The organism is Calidifontibacter terrae (genome assembly GCF_054778835.1).
The window spans coordinates 499747-520595 of sequence record NZ_BAAGZF010000007.1 but is presented as its reverse complement, the minus strand read 5'-3'; the positions used below and the strand labels follow the sequence as shown (position 1 = coordinate 520595).

The 20849-nt window shown below is 67.1% G+C and carries 18 protein-coding genes and 1 tRNA gene; 11 read left to right on the top strand and 8 right to left on the bottom strand.

The genetic code is table 11. The features are described from left to right. The first annotated feature begins 37 nt into the window (after window positions 1-37). The 6 genes from ACYU98_RS14055 to ACYU98_RS14030 all read left to right on the top strand — a co-directional run bounded on the left by ACYU98_RS14055 (window position 38) and on the right by ACYU98_RS14030 (window position 4608). Window positions 38-580, top strand: coding sequence for a 5-formyltetrahydrofolate cyclo-ligase (locus ACYU98_RS14055; RefSeq protein ID WP_460468838.1), 543 nt, complete (start codon window positions 38-40; stop codon window positions 578-580). A 48-nt stretch (window positions 581-628) separates the two neighbouring features. Then, window positions 629-2194, top strand: a complete 1566-nt coding sequence (locus ACYU98_RS14050) for a potassium/proton antiporter (protein ID WP_460468837.1) — start codon at window positions 629-631, stop codon at window positions 2192-2194. 24 nt (window positions 2195-2218) lie between these two features. Then, window positions 2219-2599, top strand: a complete 381-nt coding sequence (locus ACYU98_RS14045; RefSeq protein WP_460468836.1) for an FmdB family zinc ribbon protein — start codon at window positions 2219-2221, stop codon at window positions 2597-2599. A gap of 98 nt (window positions 2600-2697) precedes the next feature. Further along, a complete protein-coding gene (locus tag ACYU98_RS14040) occupies window positions 2698-3516 on the top strand; it encodes an S-methyl-5'-thioadenosine phosphorylase (protein WP_460468835.1) in 819 nt (272 codons plus the stop codon). Continuing rightward, window positions 3513-4145: an SAF domain-containing protein gene (locus tag ACYU98_RS14035; RefSeq protein WP_460468834.1), complete on the top strand. Its 633-nt coding sequence runs from the start codon at window positions 3513-3515 to the stop codon at window positions 4143-4145. The genes ACYU98_RS14040 and ACYU98_RS14035 overlap by 4 nt, the downstream gene beginning before the upstream one ends. Before the next feature lie 109 nt (window positions 4146-4254). Continuing rightward, a complete protein-coding gene (locus tag ACYU98_RS14030; RefSeq protein ID WP_460468833.1) occupies window positions 4255-4608 on the top strand; it encodes an MscL family protein in 354 nt (117 codons plus the stop codon). Between the two features lie 98 nt (window positions 4609-4706). Here the strand turns inward: ACYU98_RS14030 and ACYU98_RS14025 are convergent, their stop codons facing one another. From ACYU98_RS14025 to ACYU98_RS14015, 3 genes are read right to left on the bottom strand one after another with little or no spacing between them, the layout of a single operon-like run. Beyond that, the gene (locus tag ACYU98_RS14025) at window positions 4707-4883 is read right to left on the bottom strand and encodes a hypothetical protein (RefSeq protein ID WP_460468832.1); all 177 of its coding nucleotides are present in this window, start codon (window positions 4881-4883) and stop codon (window positions 4707-4709) included. Next, window positions 4876-8592 (bottom strand): DUF4011 domain-containing protein, encoded by a 3717-nt coding sequence (locus ACYU98_RS14020; protein WP_460468831.1) that lies wholly within the window; start codon window positions 8590-8592, stop codon window positions 4876-4878. The genes ACYU98_RS14025 and ACYU98_RS14020 overlap by 8 nt, the downstream gene beginning before the upstream one ends. Before the next feature lies 1 nt (window position 8593). After that, window positions 8594-10246 (bottom strand): substrate-binding domain-containing protein, encoded by a 1653-nt coding sequence (locus ACYU98_RS14015; RefSeq protein ID WP_460468830.1) that lies wholly within the window; start codon window positions 10244-10246, stop codon window positions 8594-8596. Between the two features lie 94 nt (window positions 10247-10340). Here ACYU98_RS14015 and ACYU98_RS14010 point away from each other — a divergent pair, with 94 nt between their 5' ends. The 3 genes from ACYU98_RS14010 (at window position 10341) to ACYU98_RS14000 (ending at window position 13030) form a co-directional block, all read left to right on the top strand. Beyond that, window positions 10341-11681 carry an AI-2E family transporter gene (locus ACYU98_RS14010; protein WP_460468829.1) on the top strand — a complete coding sequence of 447 codons (1341 nt, stop codon included), beginning with the start codon at window positions 10341-10343 and terminating at the stop codon, window positions 11679-11681. Window positions 11682-11784: 103 nt separating this feature from the next. Next, window positions 11785-11857 (top strand) — tRNA-Arg (locus ACYU98_RS14005). Window positions 11858-12061: 204 nt separating this feature from the next. After that, a complete protein-coding gene (locus ACYU98_RS14000; RefSeq protein WP_460468828.1) occupies window positions 12062-13030 on the top strand; it encodes a GTP pyrophosphokinase in 969 nt (322 codons plus the stop codon). 40 nt (window positions 13031-13070) lie between these two features. On the opposite strand, the gene ACYU98_RS13995 is transcribed toward ACYU98_RS14000, so the two are convergent. Then, window positions 13071-13352 carry a hypothetical protein gene (locus ACYU98_RS13995; RefSeq protein WP_460468827.1) on the bottom strand — a complete coding sequence of 94 codons (282 nt, stop codon included), beginning with the start codon at window positions 13350-13352 and terminating at the stop codon, window positions 13071-13073. 127 nt (window positions 13353-13479) lie between these two features. Here ACYU98_RS13995 and ACYU98_RS13990 point away from each other — a divergent pair, with 127 nt between their 5' ends. Further along, on the top strand, window positions 13480-13938 hold the full coding sequence (locus ACYU98_RS13990) for a MarR family winged helix-turn-helix transcriptional regulator (RefSeq protein WP_460468826.1): 459 nt from the start codon (window positions 13480-13482) through the stop codon (window positions 13936-13938). Further along, window positions 13935-15551, top strand: coding sequence for a chloride channel protein (locus tag ACYU98_RS13985; protein ID WP_460468825.1), 1617 nt, complete (start codon window positions 13935-13937; stop codon window positions 15549-15551). Before ACYU98_RS13990 ends, ACYU98_RS13985 begins: the two co-directional genes overlap by 4 nt. An 8-nt stretch (window positions 15552-15559) precedes the next feature. On the opposite strand, the gene ACYU98_RS13980 is transcribed toward ACYU98_RS13985, so the two are convergent. The 4 genes from ACYU98_RS13980 to ACYU98_RS13965 all read right to left on the bottom strand — a co-directional run bounded on the left by ACYU98_RS13980 (window position 15560) and on the right by ACYU98_RS13965 (window position 20812). Then, window positions 15560-16981: a WS/DGAT/MGAT family O-acyltransferase gene (locus ACYU98_RS13980; RefSeq protein WP_460468824.1), complete on the bottom strand. Its 1422-nt coding sequence runs from the start codon at window positions 16979-16981 to the stop codon at window positions 15560-15562. Continuing rightward, window positions 16978-17913, bottom strand: coding sequence for an alpha/beta fold hydrolase (locus tag ACYU98_RS13975; RefSeq protein ID WP_460468823.1), 936 nt, complete (start codon window positions 17911-17913; stop codon window positions 16978-16980). The genes ACYU98_RS13980 and ACYU98_RS13975 overlap by 4 nt, the downstream gene beginning before the upstream one ends. Beyond that, a complete protein-coding gene (locus tag ACYU98_RS13970; RefSeq protein WP_460468822.1) occupies window positions 17903-18751 on the bottom strand; it encodes a lipase family alpha/beta hydrolase in 849 nt (282 codons plus the stop codon). Before ACYU98_RS13970 ends, ACYU98_RS13975 begins: the two co-directional genes overlap by 11 nt. A gap of 144 nt (window positions 18752-18895) precedes the next feature. Continuing rightward, window positions 18896-20812 carry a potassium transporter Kup gene (locus ACYU98_RS13965; protein ID WP_460468821.1) on the bottom strand — a complete coding sequence of 639 codons (1917 nt, stop codon included), beginning with the start codon at window positions 20810-20812 and terminating at the stop codon, window positions 18896-18898. Window positions 20813-20849 lie beyond the last annotated feature (37 nt).

The following is a 20849-nucleotide window of genomic DNA, read 5'->3' as shown; positions in this document are numbered from 1 at the left end:
GGGTCGCCTCGTAAGCGCTACCGAGCAGAATGGCTGAATGACATTCGAGTTGCCGGCAACCAAGGCCGAGGCGCGCAGGGTCATCCGCGAGCAGCGCCGGGCCCGCCGCGACAGCGGCGACACGGCCGGGCTCGCCGACCGCTACGCAGCCACCCTCCTGGGCTGGTTGGCGCAGCGAACGCCGGGAACAATCACCGCGTACGAGTCCTGGGCCACCGAGCCGCCGACCACGGGGCTGTTGCCGTCGTTGGCGCAGGCGGGTTGGCGGGTGTTAGTGCCGCTGACCCTGGCCGACCGCGATCTGTCCTGGCGCGAGTTCGGCTCCGAGGTGGACCTCGGCAAGACCGCGATCGCGACGGCCGACGTCATCGTGGTGCCGGCCCTAGCCGTCGACCTCGACGGCTACCGCCTTGGTCAAGGCGGCGGAAGCTACGACCGTACGCTCCCGCGCGCCCGCCCCGAAGCGCCCGTCCTTGCCATGGTGTTCGAGCAGGAAATCGTCGTACGGGTGCCGCGCGAACCGCATGACCGCAGGGTCGACGCGGTCCTAACCGCCTCCGCGGTGCGGCCGCTCGCCTGACAGAATTGGCCCAGACCCCCACCGCCGGTTCCCGGAAGGAGCACCTTCGTGACGCTCCTGCCCTGGATGTCCGGGATTCCCTCGATGTCCGGCGACGTTGCTGGCACCACCGGCTTCGACCTGCATGACCTGACGCTGTCGCTGCTGGTGGGCAGTTCCGTCTTGATCATCGCGGTGCTCGCCGTTCGACTGGCCGACCGCTCCGGCCTGCCAACCTTGTTGATCTACCTCGGGATCGGACTGGTTCTGGGCGAATCCGGCCTCGGACTGCACTTCTCCGACCCGTTAATGACCGAAGTTCTCGGCTATAGCGCGTTGGTGCTGATCCTCGCCGAAGGTGGTCTGACCACCGACTGGGGCAGCATCCGGCGCAGTGTCGGGCCCGCGCTGATGCTCTCGACGCTGGGCGTGGTCATCTCGGTCGCGGTGGTCGGGGTTTTCGCCCACTTCCTGCTCCACCTGAACTGGAACACCTCGTTGTTGCTCGGCGCGATCCTCTCCTCCACCGACGCCGCGGCGGTCTTCTCGGTGTTGCGGCGGGTCCCGCTGCCGCATCGCCTCACCGGCGCCTTGGAAGCCGAGTCCGGGTTCAATGACGCCCCGGTCGTGCTGCTCGTCAGCGCGCTGGCGATCGCCGGAACCCCCGGGGCAGACGCCCCCAGTTGGGGTCACGTGGCGCTGATGGCGGTCATCGAACTGGCTGGCGGCGCCGCGATCGGGCTGGCGCTGGGCTTCTTGTTCGGCCGTGTCATGCGGCGTACGGCGACCAGTTCTTCCGGTTTGTTCTCCATCGGCGTGCTGACCGTCTGCGTCTTGGCCTACTCGCTGTCCGATTTCGTCCACGCCAGCGGCTTCATCGCCGTCTACCTTGCGGCCCTCGTGTTGGGCAACATGCATCTGCCCCACCGACAAGCTGTGCGCGGGTTCGCCCAATCGATGGGTTGGCTGGCCCAGATCGGCCTGTTCGTGCTGCTCGGCCTGCTGGCGGCGCCATCGCGGCTGTCGACTCAGCTCTGGCCGGCGCTCGTCATCGGGCTGGTGCTGCTGCTCATCGCGCGGCCGCTGTCGGTGTTCGGGTCGATGAACGGTTTCGGGATCACCGTGCGGGAGCGGCTGTTCTTGTCGTGGGCCGGCCTGCGCGGAGCCGTCCCGGTCGTGCTCGCCACCGTTCCGGCGACTGTCGGCGACAAGAACACCGAGTGGATCTTCGACTTGGTGTTCGTGTTAGTGGTCGTGTTCACCGTGATTCAGGCGCCGACACTGCCCTGGGTTGCCCGCAAACTCGGGGTGGTCGACGAGTCGCATGTGGTGGATATTGAGCTCGAAGCGACCCCCCTGGACGAGCTGAACGCCGAGATGATCCAGGTGCGGATTGGCGATGAATCCCGGCTGCATGGCGTCGAGGTCCACGAACTGCGCTTGCCGAAGGGGGCGAACATCACGCTGGTCAAGCGGCAGGAGAGTTCGTTCGTTCCGACTCCGCGCAGTGTGCTGCATCGCGGCGACCAGTTGCTGGTCGTCACCCCCAGCGCCGTACGCGGCGTCACCATCCGCCGGATTCGCTCGGTCAGTGACGACGGCCGGATGGCGGGGTGGCTGCGCGGCAGCCGCTGAGCGGGCGCCGTACACTCTGTGTTCGTGCCCACGTACGCCTATGCCTGCCGAAACTGCCACCACCAGTTCGAAATCGTGCAGTCCTTCACGGATGAATCGCTGTCGACCTGCCCGGAGTGCAACGGCAGCCTGCGCAAGGTCTTCAACTCGGTGGGCGTGGTCTTCAAGGGCTCGGGCTTCTATCGCACCGACAGCCGCAACGGATCCACCGCCACGAGCCCGGCCGCTCCCGCTGCCGGTGCGAAGTCCGAAACGTCCAGCTCACCCTCGACTGACTCATCGTCGAAGAGCTCATCCGCCGATTCGTCCAGTTCGTCCAGTTCAAGCGGCTCCACCGGTTCTGCTGGGTCATCCGGTTCCTCCGGCTCCTCGAGTTCTTCCTCCAGCAGCGACAAGAAGGCCTGAACCGCCTCTTTCCACAGCCCTGCCCGCCGGGCGGGTTGTCCACCGGGCGCCGCCAGTTGGCCGTCGCCCCGTCGGTGGCCGCGCGTACTGTCTGCCGCATGAACGAAGCTCCCCGCGCCGAGATCGGTGTCATCGGCGGTTCCGGTTTCTACTCCTTCCTCGACAATGCGGTGCGCGTGCGCCCGCAGACCCCTTTTGGTGAACCGACCGACGACGTTGTCATCGGATCAGTGGCCGGTCGCAACGTCGCCTTCCTTGCCCGCCACGGCCAAGGCCACCGCTTCCCTCCACATCGGGTGAACTACCGCGCCAACCTGTGGGCGCTGCGTTCGGTCGGCGTCCGACAGGTGCTCGCGCCCTGTGCGGTGGGTTCTCTGCGCGCCGACCAAGGGCCCGGAACGCTGGTGATCCCCGACCAACTCGTCGACCGCACCTGGGGCCGCGCCCACACCGTCTACGACGAACCCGGCCCGGTCGTCCATGTCGGTTTCGCCGACCCCTACTGCCCCACCGGTCGCGCCGCGGCGCTCGCCGCGCCCTCCGACATGGCGACGATCGACGGCGGAACGCTGGTCGTGATCAACGGCCCACGGTTCTCCACGCGCGCCGAATCGCAGTGGCATCAGGCTGCCGGGTGGAGCGTGGTCGGCATGACCGCTTCCCCCGAAGCGGGGATCGCTCGCGAACTTGCTCTTTGCTACACCAATCTCTGCCTCGTCACCGACGCCGACGCCGGAGTTGAGGGCGACGCCGGTGTCACCCACGAGGAGGTGCTGCAGATGTTCGCCACCCGAATCGAAGACCTGAAATCGCTGGTTCGCGAGACGATCGTCGCGCTGCCGACCGGCGAGGCCGCCGCCGACTGCTCCTGCCGTCACGCTCTCGACGGCATCGAGTTGCCTTTCGAGTTGCCATGATCGGTGCGGCGGGCCTGCGCGGCGCTGGCCGGGAAGCACGGTGGAAACGTCGCCGGCTGCGCCACTGGTCCGCTGCCGCCCTGGCGCTCGTCGCCCTCTGGTCGCTGTGGGCAACGCTACGCCCGGCCCCCGCCGCGCAGCGCAGGGTGATCGTGGCCGATCGGGAGCTGGCCGCCGGCCATCGGATCACCGCCGCCGACCTGCAGACCGTCACCTGGCCCGCGTCACTGAAGATGCCCACCACCGCCGATTCCAGCGCATTGCTAGGTCGCCGGGTCACCTCCACCATCGCTGCTGGCGAGCCAGTCACCGTCCGTCGAGTCGACGGGCGACTCACGACCGCGCTCGGGGCCGACCGGGTCGCGTTCGTTGTGCCGCTGACCGACGGATCGCTGCTCAGTTATTTGCAACCGGGTGACACCGTCGATCTTTTCGGTGCGGGCCCGAGTTCCCACTCGGTGACCGGTGCGCATGTGATGTCCGTCACCGTTGCCACACCCGATGCAGCCTCACCGGCTTCGGTCATGGTGTCGGTGCCACGCTCACAGTCCGCGCAACTCGCGGCCTTGTTGACCACGGCCGCCGCCTCGGGCACAGCGGTGGTCGCCGCACTGCACGGCTCGGCTTAGCACAACGATTCGGGTCACGTCGGAGGTTCACGCCTGTTCCCTTGCGACAAGTCCGCTACTGTGACGGTCGCTCCAGAGCATCTAATCGTCTCGAGAAAGGGACAAAGCCGTGGATGGCTTCAAGAAATTCCTGTTGCAGGGCAACGTGATTGAGCTGGCCGTCGCGGTCGTTATCGCGACCGTCTTCGCAAAGGTCGTCGATGCGTTCGTCACCATCATCATGGACCTGATCGGCAAGGCCGGCGGCACGCCGGACTTCTCCTCCTACATGCCCGGCGGCGTTCACGTCGGGACCTTCCTCACCGCGCTCGTCGGCTTCATCATCGTCGCCGCCGTCGTCTACTTCGCCGTCGTCAAGCCGTACGAGGCCTTCAAGGCTCGCACCGTCAAGCCGGTCGAGGAAGGCGCCACGGAACTCGGTGTTCTCACCGAGATCCGCGACGCCCTGCGCGCCGGTCGCTGATCCAGCCCGGTTAGACGTCGAAACGGCGGGTATCCCTTCGGGGGTGCCCGCCGTTTCGGCGTTTGTGGGCAGTTACTTCTGAGCGGCTACTCGATCCGTCATTCCCAGTGCGGCGGCCGCTGGTCCTGCCACCACTGATCCGCCGCCCGCTCCTGCGCCGGCGGACGCACCACGGGCTCGTCGTCCTCATCCAGCGGGCGCGGCTCGGGACCGGGCTCTCCCCCGGTCGCCGGTCGGACCACCCGGCGGTGCCGACGGGGAGGTTGCTCAGTCACGTTCGGTGGCAGCGACTGCGGCCGCCTTCTCGATGACGCCGGTGAGTCGAGCAACCTCGCGAGCCGGATCACGGAAAACATCGCGGGCGCAGACCCGCTCGTAGTGCAGTCCGCGCTCTCGAATCTGCCGTGGCCGCACCACATCGCGGTCATAGACGCTGGGCACACATGCGACCGCGGAACTGTCGACGTCGATCGCGACTGCCGGGCTGCCAGGACGGTTCGGGTCCTCAACGATCAGGTCGACCACCGGTCGGGCCACGGTCGGGCCGGCATGAACGACCAGGCCCTCGGCGCGCAGTCGGTCCGCCAGATCGGCAACCACCGGCGGCTGCTGGGCTGCCTCGGCGACCACCGGAACCGGCCTGCTCAGAACGCTGCCGGTTGACGCCGTACGACGTCGGCGCCCGGCGTGACTGCCTGGCTCCGGCGATCCCACATCGCGCCGCGAGCCGCCCTCGGAGGCGTGGATCAGCAGGTCGCGCAGCAACTCCGCGCCTCGGGACCGCAACGCGGCGATCGCCACGTCGGCCGGGTGGAAGGAGGAGACGACGGTCATCCGGTGACCGGCGCGAGTGGTCGCCACCGCCATCCGTCGCTCGCCTCCGCGCACGAGCCGCTCGGCTGCTGCTCCAACAAGGGCACCAGCCGAATCGACCCGCACACCGCAGGCGAAGATCACCGCATCGCGGGTGTAGCCCTGAGCGCGGTCGACCGGCAAGATCCGCACCGGCTCGCGCCGGGGGGCGTGGAGCAAGAGCGCGAGCTGCGGGTCGGTGACTGCCCGCCGATTCAGGGCCGCACGAATCCGCTCGGCATGTTCGGTGGTGAGGGTGATGACCATCAGCGACTCGTCGGGGCTGTCGAGGCCATGGCGAACCACCAAGTCGCAGACGTGATCGATCTCACCCGCCACCGACCCGTCACTGGCGGCGACGTCGAGGCGAACGACCCGATCGGTGGTCGCGGAGGGGAACGCGCCCAGCCGGTCGGCGTAGATGTTGCTCCCGGCGAACGCGAACAACCGGGCGTCATGGGCTCGGTAGTGGGTGTTCAGCCCCAATGACGGGACCATCGGCCGCACCTCATCGAGCACCGACGGCACCTCACCCGACACGTCGATCTGGGAGCTGCTGGTGCCGGTGGCTAGGTCGAAACGCACCGGGGCGAGTTCGTGGCGGTCGCCGAAGAGCACCAGTTGCGCGGCGCGACTGATTGCGGGCACCGCAGCGGCGGTGCTCAGCTGGGACGCCTCGTCGATCATCGTCACGTCGAACCAGCCACCGCGCGGAATCACGCTCGGCACCAGGTAGGGGCTCACCGCCCAGCAGGGAGCGAGCGCCATCAGTAGTTCGGGGGCGACCGGCAGCAGCTCGCTCAGGCTCGCGCCGAAGGCCAGCCCCTGCCGCACGTCCCGCACCTGATCCGGAAGGCCGCGTACGACCGCCCGCAAGCGGGCGTCGACCCCCTCGCGTACGGCGCGGGCCAACGCTTCGCGGTCGGCGTCGTCAACGTCGGCTGCCTCATCGATGATGCGCCGGATGTCGAGTCCGACCGGCTCATCGGCGCCGCGATCCAGATGGGCCAACAGCGAAGTCCACCAGACGAATTCGAACTCATTTGCGACATGATCGGCTGGCACCTGCCGGTGGGCAAGGTCATCGACCAGCGGGCCGAGGCCCTGCGCCTGCAGGGCATCCAGCGAGCCGGCGATCTCCGGGATGATCTCCAGCCGGTCACGCGATCGGGCGAGGCGGCTGAGCCGGGCAGCGACCGCCTCGAACGGCAGGTCGAGCAGGTCAGCGTGATCGCGGGTCGACTCCAACCGCGCACTCAACCACTCCAGGTCTTCGCGCAGCCGTTCGTGGGCTGCGACCGCTCGGCTGAGGTTGTTGCCGATCGCGGGCCGGGAGCCCTTGCCGGCGATCTCACGCCATTGATCGCGCTGCTTCTTGGCTCGAACGAGAACGCCATGCAGCTCGGGCCGAGGGCCCGGTCGCAACAGGCTCTGCGCCTGATTGGACAGGCGCCGCCGGTCCATCATTCCTAGTTCCGTCGTGCTCTCGCGACGGTATTCACGGTTGCCTGTGGCGGCCGCGAGGTCAGACAGCGGTGCCTCGAAGACCTCGGGGCGGAACACCTCGAGGGTGGCCGCGATGTGTTGCATCAGATCGAGGCTGCGCTCCTCGTCTCGCATGGTCTCCGGGGCGGGCAGCCCGACCTGATCGAAGAGTCCGTCGATCAAGCTGCGGTGCTCGGCCAGGCGTCGATCGGCAAGTTCGGTGACCAGATCAAGAGCGCGCGCGGCCTGTGTCGGCCCGACGATGTCGGCGCCGAACCAGGGATCGTTCTCTCCGCTCGTCGGCCAGGCACCACGGCGGGCGACCTCAACCAGGCGGCCACCGGCTTGGGCCCGTTGGTTCGCGGACAGCGCAAGCAGGTCATCGGACCCCAGACGCACGTGGGAGCGCGGCGCCGGACGCAACCGGCCCAGCTCGGTGATCCGGTCGAGAGCTTCACGGACCGACACACCCCACGGGGCGTGTGGTGCATGCAGGCCCGCGTGATGGTCCTCCAGCCGGGTGGTGAGGTGGTCGACAGCCGGCCGGGCGGTTCCGGCGGCGCCCTCGGTGGCAAGGGCCTCCTGGATTCGCCGGTTGAACAGATCAGCGAGCTCGTGGGAGGGCTCGCCGTCACGCAGGTGGATGACCAGGTCCCCCAGGCCGACCGCGTCGAGGCGGTGCTGCACCGCGCCGATCGCGGCCTGCTTCTGCGCGACCAGGAGCGCCGGGCGCCCCTGGGCTGCCAACGCAGCGACGAGGTTCGCAATCGTTTGGGTCTTGCCGGTTCCGGGAGGTGCATCGACGGTGAGCTGCGCACCAGCAAGCACCGCGTGGACGACCTCATCCTGGGCCGCGTCTGCGGGCAGAACCCCGTCGTGGCGCACCACGGCTGCGGCGTCGTACGGCGGTGGAACCGCGGCAACCAGATCGGCCGCTTCGCGATCGCCGGCGATCGCACCGATCATGGGGTGGGCCGTCAGCCCGCCGATGTCGCCCATCAGGTCGGCGACCATGGCGGACTTGGCCAGGTTCACATTGCCCAGCTCACGACGCCGTTCGATCCGGAATCCGGGCAGGCCCGCGCTCGCCCGAGCGATCTCCTCGAACACCTGGCGCGGCTCGGACCACGAACCGGCCTGCGCCAGGGCGGTGAGGCTCTGGACGTCTAGGTCGCCAGCGCCCTCCAGTCGCAGATAGGTCAGCAGGACCGGGTTGACCAACACATCCTCGCCGAGCGTGATCAACATGTCGTCTGGGCTGCCAGTGATCGGACCGAGACCGACGCGGCGCAACAACACCGGAGCATAAGCCGGGCGCCCTTGCTGGTCGGTCGCGTCCCAGCGGGCAACGCCAACCGTCAGGTGGGCCGTGGCCAGACCGCGTTCCTCGGCCAGTTCCTCGGCGACCGCCTGCACCCGCCGCAGCCGGCGGGAGGCCTCTGCGAACGCGTACGACTCCCGCACCAGTTCGGACAATCGCGCCGAGCGGGTTGAGAAGAGGCGAGCCGTTCCGCCCGGGTGGGCGGACGTCAGATCAAGACCGGGACCGTCGTCGGAGGCCCACAGGAGCGTGTTGGGTCCGCCCAGCTCGACGAGTTCCTGGCGCCAGGATCGAACGGCGGCGGAGACAGATTCGGTGTCGGCCACGTCAGCTGCGGTGCAGGAAGGCGTCGATGAACACAGTGGCGATCTCCGATGGGCTCTTGGTGACGTACGACAGGCCATCGGTCGCGGTGGCGATCTGGCGTAGAGCGCCCGGGTCGGTGTCGGCACCCATCGCGATCAGCACCACCTTGACCGGTTTCTTAGGGTTGTAGACCTTGCCGAGGTTGGTCAACAACTGTTGAAGGTTGAGGCCGCCGTCGGGGTCGTCATTCTTCCCGTCAGTCAGCACCACCACCGAGTTGATGAAACCGGGGCGGTAGGAAGCGGTCTGCGCCTGATACGCGGCCCAAATCGTGTCGTAGAGACCAGTGTCGCCGTTGCGGGCGACCAAGCCCGGCATCTTGTCGAGCTGCTTGATCAGGTCGGCCTTATGCGCGTTGCCCGCGACGGTATTGCCGATCTCGGCCACCGTCGGCGCCAGCTTGAGGTAGTCGACGCCCTTGCCATTGAGGTTGCTACTGAAGGCCCACGCGCCGATCTGGGTGGTGCCCGGCAACGCGTTCAGCGCCAGCTTGGCTGTGCTGATCAGCAGTTGGGCGCGGGTCTGACCCGGCTGCACCAAGGTCGACATCGACCCGGACACGTCGACCAGCACCAACATGCGGGCATCTTCGGCAAGGTCATCCCACGACTTCAGCGTCGAGACCTCATCGGCCGGGGTCAACGGCGTGACCTTCTTGACGTCAGCGGCGACCGGCGAGCCAGCTGGGGCTCCGCCGCCGGGAACCCGGAAGCCGGCGGTGGTCAGATCGGTCTTGGCCTCGGGCGACTTCAACGCGGCAAACAGGGCGCTCACCGCTCCCGCGGGGGCGGGGGTGCCCTTCACCGGTTGCACGAACGGGTAGTCGAGCTCGGGCACACCCTCGGTCGGCACCAACACCTGCAACTGCTTGTCAGGGTTGTCTTTGTTGAAGGCCATCAGCTGCTGTTCGGACAACGGGTAGGCACGCGCCGACGAGGCACCCTCCGTCGCCTTCTGCGCGATGGTCTGCGTCGACACGCTCGCGCGGCTGAGTCGGATGATCGCCTGCAGCAACGTGGTGCGGGCGTCGTGGGCGGTGGTCGAGCGGTTCGCAACACCCATCGCTTCGAGCGCGCTGGCCGAGGACGAGACGTCCTGCACCGACACCGGCAAGTCGGCTGCCGAGAGGAACTGCGCCCAGGTAGGGGTCCGGCTGAACCCAGCACGAGCGGTCTGCGACTGAGGAACCCCGATCACAATCGGGCTGCTGGCGACCGAGCCACTGTTGTTGACCCAGCCCGTTCCGAGCTTCGCTGTGGCGTCGTTGACCCAGATCGAGGAATCGGGGATCCAGACGTCCGGCAGTTCGGATCCCCCGGTCTTGACCAGGTCGTTGACGCTCTGCCCGGAGCGGGAGCTGACGATGTAGTCCGCGCAGACTGCGGGGTTCTGTTCGAGGTTTTGCACCTGGCGGAACACGACCGGATACATCTCGGCGGCGACCGCAACCTGAACCTTCGGGGGGTTGGGGCAGCTCGCCGTCGTGTCGCTGCTCTTGACGAGGGCTGAAACGCCTGCCGTCGACCCGATCAGCAGCGCAAGAAGGCCCGCGCCGGCGGCCACCTTCTTGTTTTGGCTCGGACGGGATGTCGGGTTGGGCTCGGGTTCACTCATCGAGACGGTAGGTTACCTGGCGTCCCCTGGGAACAGCGCGTTCTGCCACCAGTCGGGCGCCGGGGAGGGTCAGTTGCGAACGGGAGAACTCCGCATGCTCGAGAAACTGAAACAGCTACGGGGGCGCCGCCAGGAGCCCACCCGTCCGCCGCGCGACGACGAAGACGACATGACGGCGCCCAAGACCAAACGGCCCCCCAGGTTTGTTGCCAGCAGCGCTGGCGTCGCTGTCGCACGCACTCCCAACGAAGGTGTTGACCGCGCCATGGTCATCGGCCGTGGCCTGCGATGGAGCGCCGGCTGGGCCCTTCGTACGATCCTGATCCTCGTTTCGCTGACGCTGTTGCTGCGGCTGCTGGGCCAGTTCTGGTCAGCGCTGCTGCCGATCTTCATCGCGCTGGTGGTCTCGACTGTGTTGTGGCCGCCGACTCGCTGGCTTCGCAACCACGGTTTCCCGCCGGCTCTCGCCGCGGCCACCACGATGCTGGGAACGATCGCCTTCGTTGGCGGGGTCATCACGATCATGGCTCCGACCGTCAGCTCGCAGTGGCCCGAACTGACCAAGAAGTCCATCGATGGTGTCGCCAAGGTGCAGACCTGGCTGCAGGGTCCGCCGCTGAACATCAAACCGAGCCAGATCGACAACGCGGTCGCGGCCATCACCGAGAAGATGCAGGCGTCCGGCGACAAGATCGCCTCGGGGGTGTTCTCCGGCGTTTCGGTGGCCAGCGAGATTCTGCTGACCTTCGTCGTCTCGCTGATCCTGACGTTCTTCATGATCAAGGACGGTCCCCGCTTCCTGCCCTGGTTGCGCTCGATCGTCGGTCGCGGCGCGGGCTCGCACTTCACCGAGCTGCTCGGCCGGATCTGGCAGACGCTTTCCGGTTTTATCCGCACCCAGGCGCTGGTGAGCGCTGTTGACTCGCTCTGCATCGGCATCGGGCTAGTCGCCCTGCGGGTGCCCCTGGCCGCACCGTTGGCGGTCATCACCTTCTTCGGTGGATTCATCCCGATCGTCGGTGCCACCATTGCGGGCGCGTTGGCTGTGCTCGTCGCGCTGGTCACCAAGGGCCTGACGACCGCGGTGATCGTCTTGATCATCGTGATCGCCGTGCAGCAGTTGGAAGGCCACATCCTCCAGCCGTTCCTGCAGAGCCGGTCGATGGAACTGCACCCAGCAATCGTCCTGCTCGGCATCGCGCTCGGTGGCAACCTCTACGGCATCGTCGGGGCGTTCTTCGCGGTTCCGGCTGCGGCGACCATTGCGGTGACCATGCGATATCTGGGTGAACAGATCGACCTGCGCACCGGCGACCTGTCGCCCGACAAGCTCGAGCCGCTGACACCGGAGGGACGTTACGCAGCGGAGCAAGCCGCCAAGGACGTCCACCCGGGGGTCAAGCCGGACCTGGTCGACACAGTCGCGGACCTCTGACCGGAGCGCGGTTGTCCGCCACTTCGGTGGCGTGTCTTCAGCGGTTTGGCGGACAACCGCGGCAACCCGGCCGCCGCTTGCCGTTTACACTCGACTTCGCCCCGCCCTCGTAGCTCAGGGGATAGAGCACCGCTCTCCTAAAGCGGGTGTCGCATGTTCGAATCATGCCGGGGGCACTGAGCATCGCCCAGTCTTCGACGATGGAACGCACCCGGTCATGGGTCTGTCAGATTTTCTGTGTAGCTGGCTTGGTCCGTCGAGCTCAGGATGCTGGCCGACCTGACCGAGAACGAGCAGTCAGTGGCGCTCAAAGTCCTGCAGAACATGGTCCAAGCAGTGCACTTCCCGGAATGAGCGCGGCCACCTGGTTGGATCAAGCCATGACCAATCGCGCCCAGCAACAGGCCGTGAAGGCGTACGCCGCGCAGTACCCCGACATCGAGGGCGCCACGGCGCGCTTCCTGACCCTGATCACCTCGATCATCGACGACGCCGGCATCAACTACTTGTCGATCACCGGCCGCGCGAAGACACCGTCATCTTTCGCCGGCAAGGTCGCCCGACGCCCGGATGAGTTCACCGATCCGCTGCGAGACGTCACCGACCAGGTGGGTGTGCGGGTCATCACCTACGTGCAGAGCGACATCCAAGCGGTGGCCGCCCTGCTGACCGAACAGTTCACCGTTCTCGAGGACCGCGACCTCGGTTTGGAGGCCGCCGGCGAGGGCCGGTTCGGCTACGCCAGCCGGCACCTGCTGGTGTCGAACAGCAAGGACGCAACATCGTACGAACCGCTGCACTGCGCCTCGGTGCAACTTCGTACGGTCCTGCAACACGCCTGGGCGGAGTTCGAACACGACGCGCGCTATAAGGGCGATGTTCCAGCCGAACACGCCGCGGACCTCGACCGTCGCTTCACCCTGGCCGCCGGACTCATCGAGCTCACCGACCGGGAGTTCTCGACCATTCGGGACCGGCTGCAGTCCGGACTGGGCGAGCGCGTCGAGGTGATGAGTGGCGAGGCCTCCATCAGCGCGCGGGACCTCGCAACCTTCCTCGCGGGCCGTTACACGGGCTCCGGCTTCTCCCGCACCGAGCACTACGCACTGTCGGCGCAGCTGCTCACCGAACTCGGGATCACCTCGATCGAGGACCTCAGCGAGACCCTGAACGGCGTCGACACCGAGGCGATCATGCGCTCGATGGGCTACCGCTATCCGCCTGGCGCCGCGCGCCGACTGGATGACGACCTGCTCGCGTCCTTCCGGGAGCGCTACGTCGGCCTGCCCGGCAACGCCGAGCGGCAGGCCGCACTGCGTGGACGCCTGCAGCGCATCCCCAGCCGGTAGAGCCAACCGGTATAGCAAGCCAGTAGAGCGTCGCGAACGCTCAGGCGGGCGTCTCGCGCAGGCGTACGAATCCGCCTTGCAGGAGCGGCACCTTAGCCTCGGGGTCTTCCTCCACGTGGAGGTGGATCTCCGCGCCGTCGAACGCTCTGATCAGGTGCGGGGTGCTTCGAAACCGCCCCAACTGCAGGATCACGAAGTGTTTGCCGACCGGAATTTCGAACACCGAATCGTCGTCAGCGAGGGTGCCGATCACTGTGTCGCCGAGGCAGACGACACGCTCGGGTGAGGCGAACTCACGGTGGATGTGAAGAGTGGCAGGCATGTCACCGATCTCCTTTCCGTTGGGGCTTCTTTCACCGTACTCGCGGTTGGCCGGGCTGGAAATGGGCAGAACAGTCCGAGACGTGGACGCGTCGGAACTGATACTTGATTAATGCAATCCTTGCGTAATGCATGATTTCTGGAGCGAGAGTGACCCTCGGGTTGCCGCCCTACAACAGCTGACCCGCACCTGCGTCAACCTGGCCACCCAGACCGCCGAGGCGCAGGGAGCCGTGAGCCTTCCGCAGATGCGGCTGCTGCTCACCGTTGCCGGAAACCCGGGCGTTTCCTGCGCCGATCTCGGCCACGAACTCGCGATCAGCGCCTCGGCGATCTCCCGGATGGCCGATCGACTCGTCGAGACCGGCCACCTCCAGCGGGAGCGTTCGTCGGCCAGCCGCCGGGTCGTGGTGTTGGAACTGACCGACCACGGCCAGGAATGCGTACGAGCGGTGTTGAGTCACCGGGCCGCGATCTTCGAGCGCGCGCTGGACGCCCTGGGCGACTCCGCCGAGCAGATTCTGCGCAGCGCCGAACTGCTGGCGCCCGCCCTGCACACCGAACTCACCGGCGAGGCCGCGCAATGAACCGTCAGCGCCCCACCGGACCGAAGGCGTTGGGCGACTTCAGTGTTACCCCGCGCGTGCTACTGCTCGTTGGACTCTCGGTGCCCGTCGGCGCACTCGCGGCCGGCGCGGCATGGGTGCTCCTGCGGTTGATCGCACTGGTCACGAACCTGGTGTTCTACGGACAGTTCGCCACCGAGATGCGGGCGCCGGGCGCCATGCACCACCCGTGGTGGCTCATCCTCTGCGCACCCGTCATCGGTGGGTTGATCGTCGGGGTGATGGCCCGTTATGGATCGGAGAAGATCCGCGGTCACGGCATGCCCGAGGCGATCGAGGCGATCCTGGTCGGCGGCAGCAGGGTGCAGCCGAAGGTGGCAATTCTCAAGCCGGTGTCGGCTGCGATCAGCATCGGAACAGGTGGCCCGTTCGGCGCCGAAGGCCCCATCATCATGACCGGTGGCGCGGTCGGTTCGATCCTTGCCCAGCATCTGCACCTCACCGCCGACGAGCGCAAGACCCTGTTGGTGTCCGGCGCCGCGGCCGGCATGGCGGCCACCTTCAACACCCCGCTCGCGGCCGTGTTATTGGCCGTCGAACTGCTGCTCTTCGAGTGGCGGGTTCGCAGCTTCGCTCCGGTCGCGACTGCAGTGGTCGTCGCCGACCTGATGCGGGTGCCGCTGCTCGGCGGAACGCCAATCTTCCCTGTACACACTCTGGTCAGCAGCATCGCGCCGACCACGACGGTGCTGGCCGTGCTGGTCGGCATCACCGGCGCCGCCCTCGCTTACGTCGCCACGCGGCTGGTTTACGCGGCCGAGGACGCCTTCGCCCGACTGCCGTTCCACTGGATGTGGTGGCCCGCGGTCGGCGGCGCGATCATCGGCATCGGCGGTCTGATCCAGCCCCGCGCGCTCGGAGTCGGCTACGACGTCATCGACGAGCTCCTCACCGGTCGCGCGACGCTCGGTCTCATCATCAGCCTGCTGGTGGTCAAGACCGCGATCTGGAGCCTGTCGCTCGGGTCCGGGACATCGGGCGGGGTGCTCGCACCGATCTTCATGATCGGCGGGGCGCTCGGTGCGCTCGAAGGGATGGCGCTCCCCCACGTGTTCCCCGGGTTCTGGGCGATGCTCGGGCTCGCGGCCGTGGTCGGCGGCGTCATGCGCTCGCCGCTGACCGGGGTGATTTTCACCCTCGAACTCACCCACGCCTGGGTCGCGCTGCTGCCGCTGATCGTGGTGTCGGTGACCGCCTATCTGATCTCCGCACTGACGCTCCCCCGGTCGGTTCTGACCGAGAAGATCGCCCGCCGTGGACTCCATCTCACCCGCGACTACGTCACCGATCCGTTGGAGACCTTCCTGGCCGGCGACGTCGCGCGAGCCGTCGATCTGGCGGGCGCCCCCGCGACCGCACCCCACGTCTTGGAACGTGCCACCTTGCGCCATGTCGCGAACGAGATGGCGGTGAACGACGCGGACCTCGCGGTCGTGGTCGACCGTACGGGCCGGGCCACCGGGCTCATCGGCTATCCAGAACTGATGGCCGCTCGTCTGCACGACCTCACCGAGGACACCGAACGGCAGCGGCACCTGGCACTCCCGAGGCCGTGGTTGCGGGCGCGGGTCTGAACTTCGGGTCAGCTCTGCTCGGCCGCGGCGTCGAGCAACAACTGAAGTTCCGCCACGGCCCAATCGCAGATCTGTTGCGGGTTGGCCACCAGGTCGGGGCAACTGGTGATTCCGAGATGTAGTTCGTCGCGATAGCCGAGCAGGGTGATGTTGAGCCCCAGGCCGTCGGTCACCACCGACACCGGGTACATCGACTCCACCTCGGCGCCGGCCAGATAGACGGTGCTGCTGCCGCCAGGAACGTTGGAGATGACCAGGTTGAACGGGCGTACGGCGCGGAAGATCCCGGTTTCGAAGACCGCCCGAGCGGCCGTTCCCAGGATCACCGGCGGAGCGAACTCCAGAGCCGACATCAGCACCTTCGGTGAAAGCGCGCCGCCCGACTTCTTCGCGCCGGAGGTGAAGCTCTTCGACCGGCGCAGTCGCTTGGCTGGCACCTCCAGGTGCGTCGGCAGCGTGGTGAGCATCGCCGTCACCGAATTGCCGCCACCGCTGCGGCGGGCCTTCACCGCAACCGGCACCATCGCCACCAACGGCTGGTTGGTGACTCCGCCGTCCTCCAGCAGCCAGCGGCGCATCGCGCCAGCCATCACGGCCATCACCACGTCGTTCACCGAACACTCGAAGGCGTTCTTCACCGTTCGGATATCGGTCAACGACAGGTCCGCGATGCCAACCCGTCGCCGGCGAGTGATTGCCGCATTGAAGGAGGTCACCGGGGTGCGCAGGGGCAACCCCTCACCGACCTCGGCAAGACCGCTGGCACTCTTGCCGCGCAACGGATTTCGTACCTTGATCACGCCACCCAGCGGGTTCCACGCGGCGAGACCGCTGACCAACGACCAGGCATCGGCCGGACGCTGAACCAGACCGATCGTTGACCGGGCGAGCAAGTGGGCGCTCGACGGCGGACGCTGCGGCCGGTAGGGCAAGCGGTCTGGATGGGTGTATTCGCGCTGCGGATCGATGAGCGCCGACATCACTTCCATCCCGGCGACGCCGTCGATCATCACGTGATGGGACTTGGTGAAGACCGCGACACGTCCACCTTTCAAACCACTGATCAGATAGGTCTCCCATAGCGGCCGGTGCATATCCAGCGGTCGCTCATGCAGCCGCGCGACCAACTCCAGCAACTGCTCGTGGGTGCCCGGACCCGGCAGCGCGCTTTCCCGGACGTGGTAGGTCAGATCGAAGCGATCATCATCGACCCAGTAGGGCCGGTCGACGCCGAACGGCACCGTCGCCAGTCGCTGCCGGAACATCGGGACCCGCGGGATCCGCTCGTCGATGAACGACCGGATATGACCCAGATCGAAGGCGCCGTCGAAACCGGAGGGGTCCAGGATCATCAGGCTGCTGATGTTCCCGGTCATCCGGGCGTTGTCCAGACCGAGGAATGCTGCGTCGAGCGATGAAATCTGCTTCACGCCGCGACCTCGGCGGCGTTCAGCCAGTCACGGATAGCGGCAACGGTTCGCTCGGGGTGTTCCAGCATCGGCACATGTCCGGTGTCAGCCCACTCCAGATAGGTCCAGCCCGGGTTGCCGAGCGCGGCCCACCGGGCCGCCTCGACCGGGACCAGCCGGTCTTGGGCACCATTGATCAGCAGCACCGGCGCGGTGATTCGTCGGTAGCGCGCCATCACCCGTTCATGCACCAACAACTCCCGGACCATCGTGCGTGCCGCGACCGCGAGCGACCTGACGGCCTCAGGGAAGGCGCGCCGTAGCTGGGCAAGGTCGACATGCGCGTCGGTCAACGGCTGGTTGTGCCGGGTCCAGTCGGCGAAGCAGATCTGCAGCACCGTCTCAACCTCGGCCTGCGCCGAGATCGGCCGCTTGCGCGCCCGCGCCACCCCACCTCGTACGGCGGGGGTCAGCAGGGTGCGAAAAGCGCTGATCTGTCGCCCGGGATGACGGCGGGGCACCGGCATCGCCGGGTCCAGCAGGACCATGGCGCGCACCAGGTCGGGATGCTGATCGGCGACCATCGCGCTGATCAAACCGCCCATCGAGTTGCCGACCAACACCACCGGTTCGCCGACGACCTCCTGGATGAAACGGCGTACGAGGTCGACGTTCGCCCGCACCGCCGACGAGCGCTCGATCGCCCGGGTCAGCCCGTGGCCGGCGAGGTCCACTGCGTAGGCGCGACGTCCGGTGCGCAACTGCTGCCCGATCAACGCCCAGTTGAGCGCGCACCCGCCGAGGCCATGAACGAACAGGTAGGGGGTTCCATCGCCGTTGCCGTCGGCCGCGGCGCCGAAGTCGAGATAGGCCACCTCTCCCCCGAGGTCGACCACCCGATAAGCGGCTCCCCAGGGCTCGGCCAGCTGCGGTAACGAACTGTCAGGCGACATCTGAGACTCCATGGGGGTCGTCGGCGGAGGGGAAGAAGGGCCGCAACACCGCCGGCGCTGTGAACGGCTGCCACTGCCCCTCGGGCTGGGCCAGGCGGTCGGCGATCGCGTAGAACACCTGCGGGTCGAACCCGATGGAGAGGTGACTCGAGAGCGTCCGGATGTTCTCCGCGAGGGCGGTGGTCGGCTCGACGCAGTGCTGCCACGCGACGAAGCCGTCTTCACGAGAGTAGAACGAAGTGGACGGCACCGACAGCGGCAACCGGCTGCGCCCGGTGATGCTCACCGATTGCTCGTCAGCGGCCATGTGCAAATGGCTGAAACGATCGTAGAAGGGCTCGACCCGTGATTGTTTGACTCGCTGCAGTCGATAGGGCGAAGCAAGGGTGATGACCTGTCGAACGTGGTCGGGGAATCGGTGGGCGAGTTCCCGCGCGAAAATCCCCCCGAGGCTCCACCCGATCAGCGACACCTTCGCCCCGCGGCGGGCAGTGATCCGTTCCACCGCGGCGGGCAGTTCGGCCAGGACGGCCGCGGTCGGGCCGACATTGCGGCCGAGATGCCAGCCGTACGGGTGATAACCGCGACAGCGCAGGAAGCGGCGCAGCGGAAGGGTCGTGATGTCGCCCGCGCCAAGGCCCGGCAGAACCAACACGGGGTGGCCGTCGCCCTTCGGGGCGACCGGCAGCAGGGGTGCCGCCGCCATCATCATCTGCAAGCCGACCGCCGCTCGCGGCACCTCTGCCGCGAACCGCAACGCCGACGGCGCCTTGGCGATCAGATCAACCAGATCGACCGGTGAGACCGGCAGCACCTGGGGCTCGGACTCGGCGGTCACGATTTTCCACCCGACTCTCGACGACTTCGGCGAAATGGCTCATCGCAGGTTACTCACGCGTTCGAGCCGTCGGGGAGCTTTCGATCACGTCGATGTCCTGGCGTCCGCTCCTCGGTCACTGCTGCGGCGACCGGGGATCTGTTGTCAGAGCGGGACGTTCGCACCCATGATCACGGTGCGCTCCTCCGGGAGGCGGAAGTACTGCACCGGCGTAGCCGCGTTGTGGGCCAAGCCGATGAAGACCCGCTTGCGCCACTTGGGCATCGAGTTGTCGCTCGACAGGTGCACGCTGATCCGGGACAGGAAGTAGGTCACGTCGCCCGCGTCGAAGTCGACGCCCATGTCGCGAGCCCGCTCCAGCGCCGCCGGAACGTCCTGGTCGTCTTGGAAGCCGAACCGCAAGGTCAGGTGGGTGATGTTGTCGAACGGGTCGCCCAGGTCATCGATCACCACGCGCTCGTCGGCCGGGACGTGCGGGACGTTCTCGGAGTGGGTCGAGACGATGAGCACGTTCTCGTGAATCACGTGGTTGAACGACGCGTTCTCGCGCAGCGCCAGCGGCGCGGTGATCTTGTTGGGGTGCAGGAAGACCGCTGTGCCGGGCACCCGCATCATCGGGTTGGCGTGGAATGCGTCGAGGAACGGCCGCAACGGCCCTTCCTTCAGCTGCCGCCGCTCGGTGACGATCACTTGTCCGCGAGCCCAGGTGAACATCAGCGCGGCGACGGTCGTGGCGATCAACAGGGGCAACCAGCCGCCGGTGGCGACCTTGGCCAGGTTCGCGGTGCAGAAGATGATCTCCAGCGGGATGAACAGCAGCGCGACCAACGCGATCCGCCAGCGCGGCCACTTCCAGCGCGCATCCGACAACACCAGGAACATCACGCTGGTGATCAGGAACATGCTGGTGACGGCGACGCCATAGGCGGCGGCCAACCGCTCGGAGGACTTGAAGGTGACAAGCAGCAGCATCACACCGCCGAACAGCAGCCAGTTGATCACCGGCAGGTAGATCTGGCCGCCCTCGCTCTCGGAGGTGTGGCGCACGGTGAGCCGCGGCAAATAGCCCAGCCGCTCCGCCTGCCGCGACATCGAATAGGCGCCGGAGATGACGGCCTGCGAAGCAATCGTGGTGGCCAACGTGGCCAGCACGACCAGGGGCAGGCTTGCCCAGCTCGGCGCCATCCGGAAGAACGGACTGTCGATCTTGCCGGGGTCGGCGAGGATCATCGCGCCCTGCCCCAGGTAGTTCAGGGTCAGCGCCGGCATCACCAGGAAGAACCAGGCGCGGCTGATCGGCGGGCGCCCGAAGTGACCCATGTCGGCGTACAAGGACTCGGCGCCGGTGATCGCCAAGACGACCGAACCCATCGCGATGAACGCGATTCCCGGATTGTGAACGATGAACTCGATGCCGTACGACGGTGACAACGCCCGCAGGATCTGCGGGTTGTCGATGATGTGGGGCAGCCCGAGCAGACCGACGACGACGAACCAGACCACCATGACCGGTCCGAAGGCCCGGCCGATCACCGTCGTTCCGAACCGTTGAATCGTGAACAGCACCACGATGATCACGCAGGCGATGGGCAAGACCAGATGGTCGACACTTGGCGCGGCGATACCGACACCTTCGACCGCCGACAACACCGAGATCGCTGGCGTGATCACCGAGTCGCCGTAGAACAGCGCGGCGCCGATCACCCCCAGAGTCACGATCACCTTGAAACGTTTGCCGCCCGGTTTCACGCTGCGGCGGGTGAGGTGCGAAAGCGCCATCACGCCGCCCTCGCCGTCGTTGTCGGCGCGCAGGATGAAGACGATGTATTTCACGCTGACGATGCCGGTGATCGACCAGAAGACCAGCGAGATGATGCCGAAGACGTCGAATGAGGTCGGCTTCACCGCCCCGTGGTGTTCGCTGAATACCGCCTGCATCGCGTAGAGCGGGCTGGTGCCGATGTCGCCGAAGGCGACGCCTAGCGCGCCGATCATCATGGCGAAACCACCGGCTTTGTGCGCGGCGCCCTTGCCGGACTTGGTTGCTGTCACTCGCGACATTGTGCACCCCCAGTCGGGGTGTTGCAGGCCAGCCGAA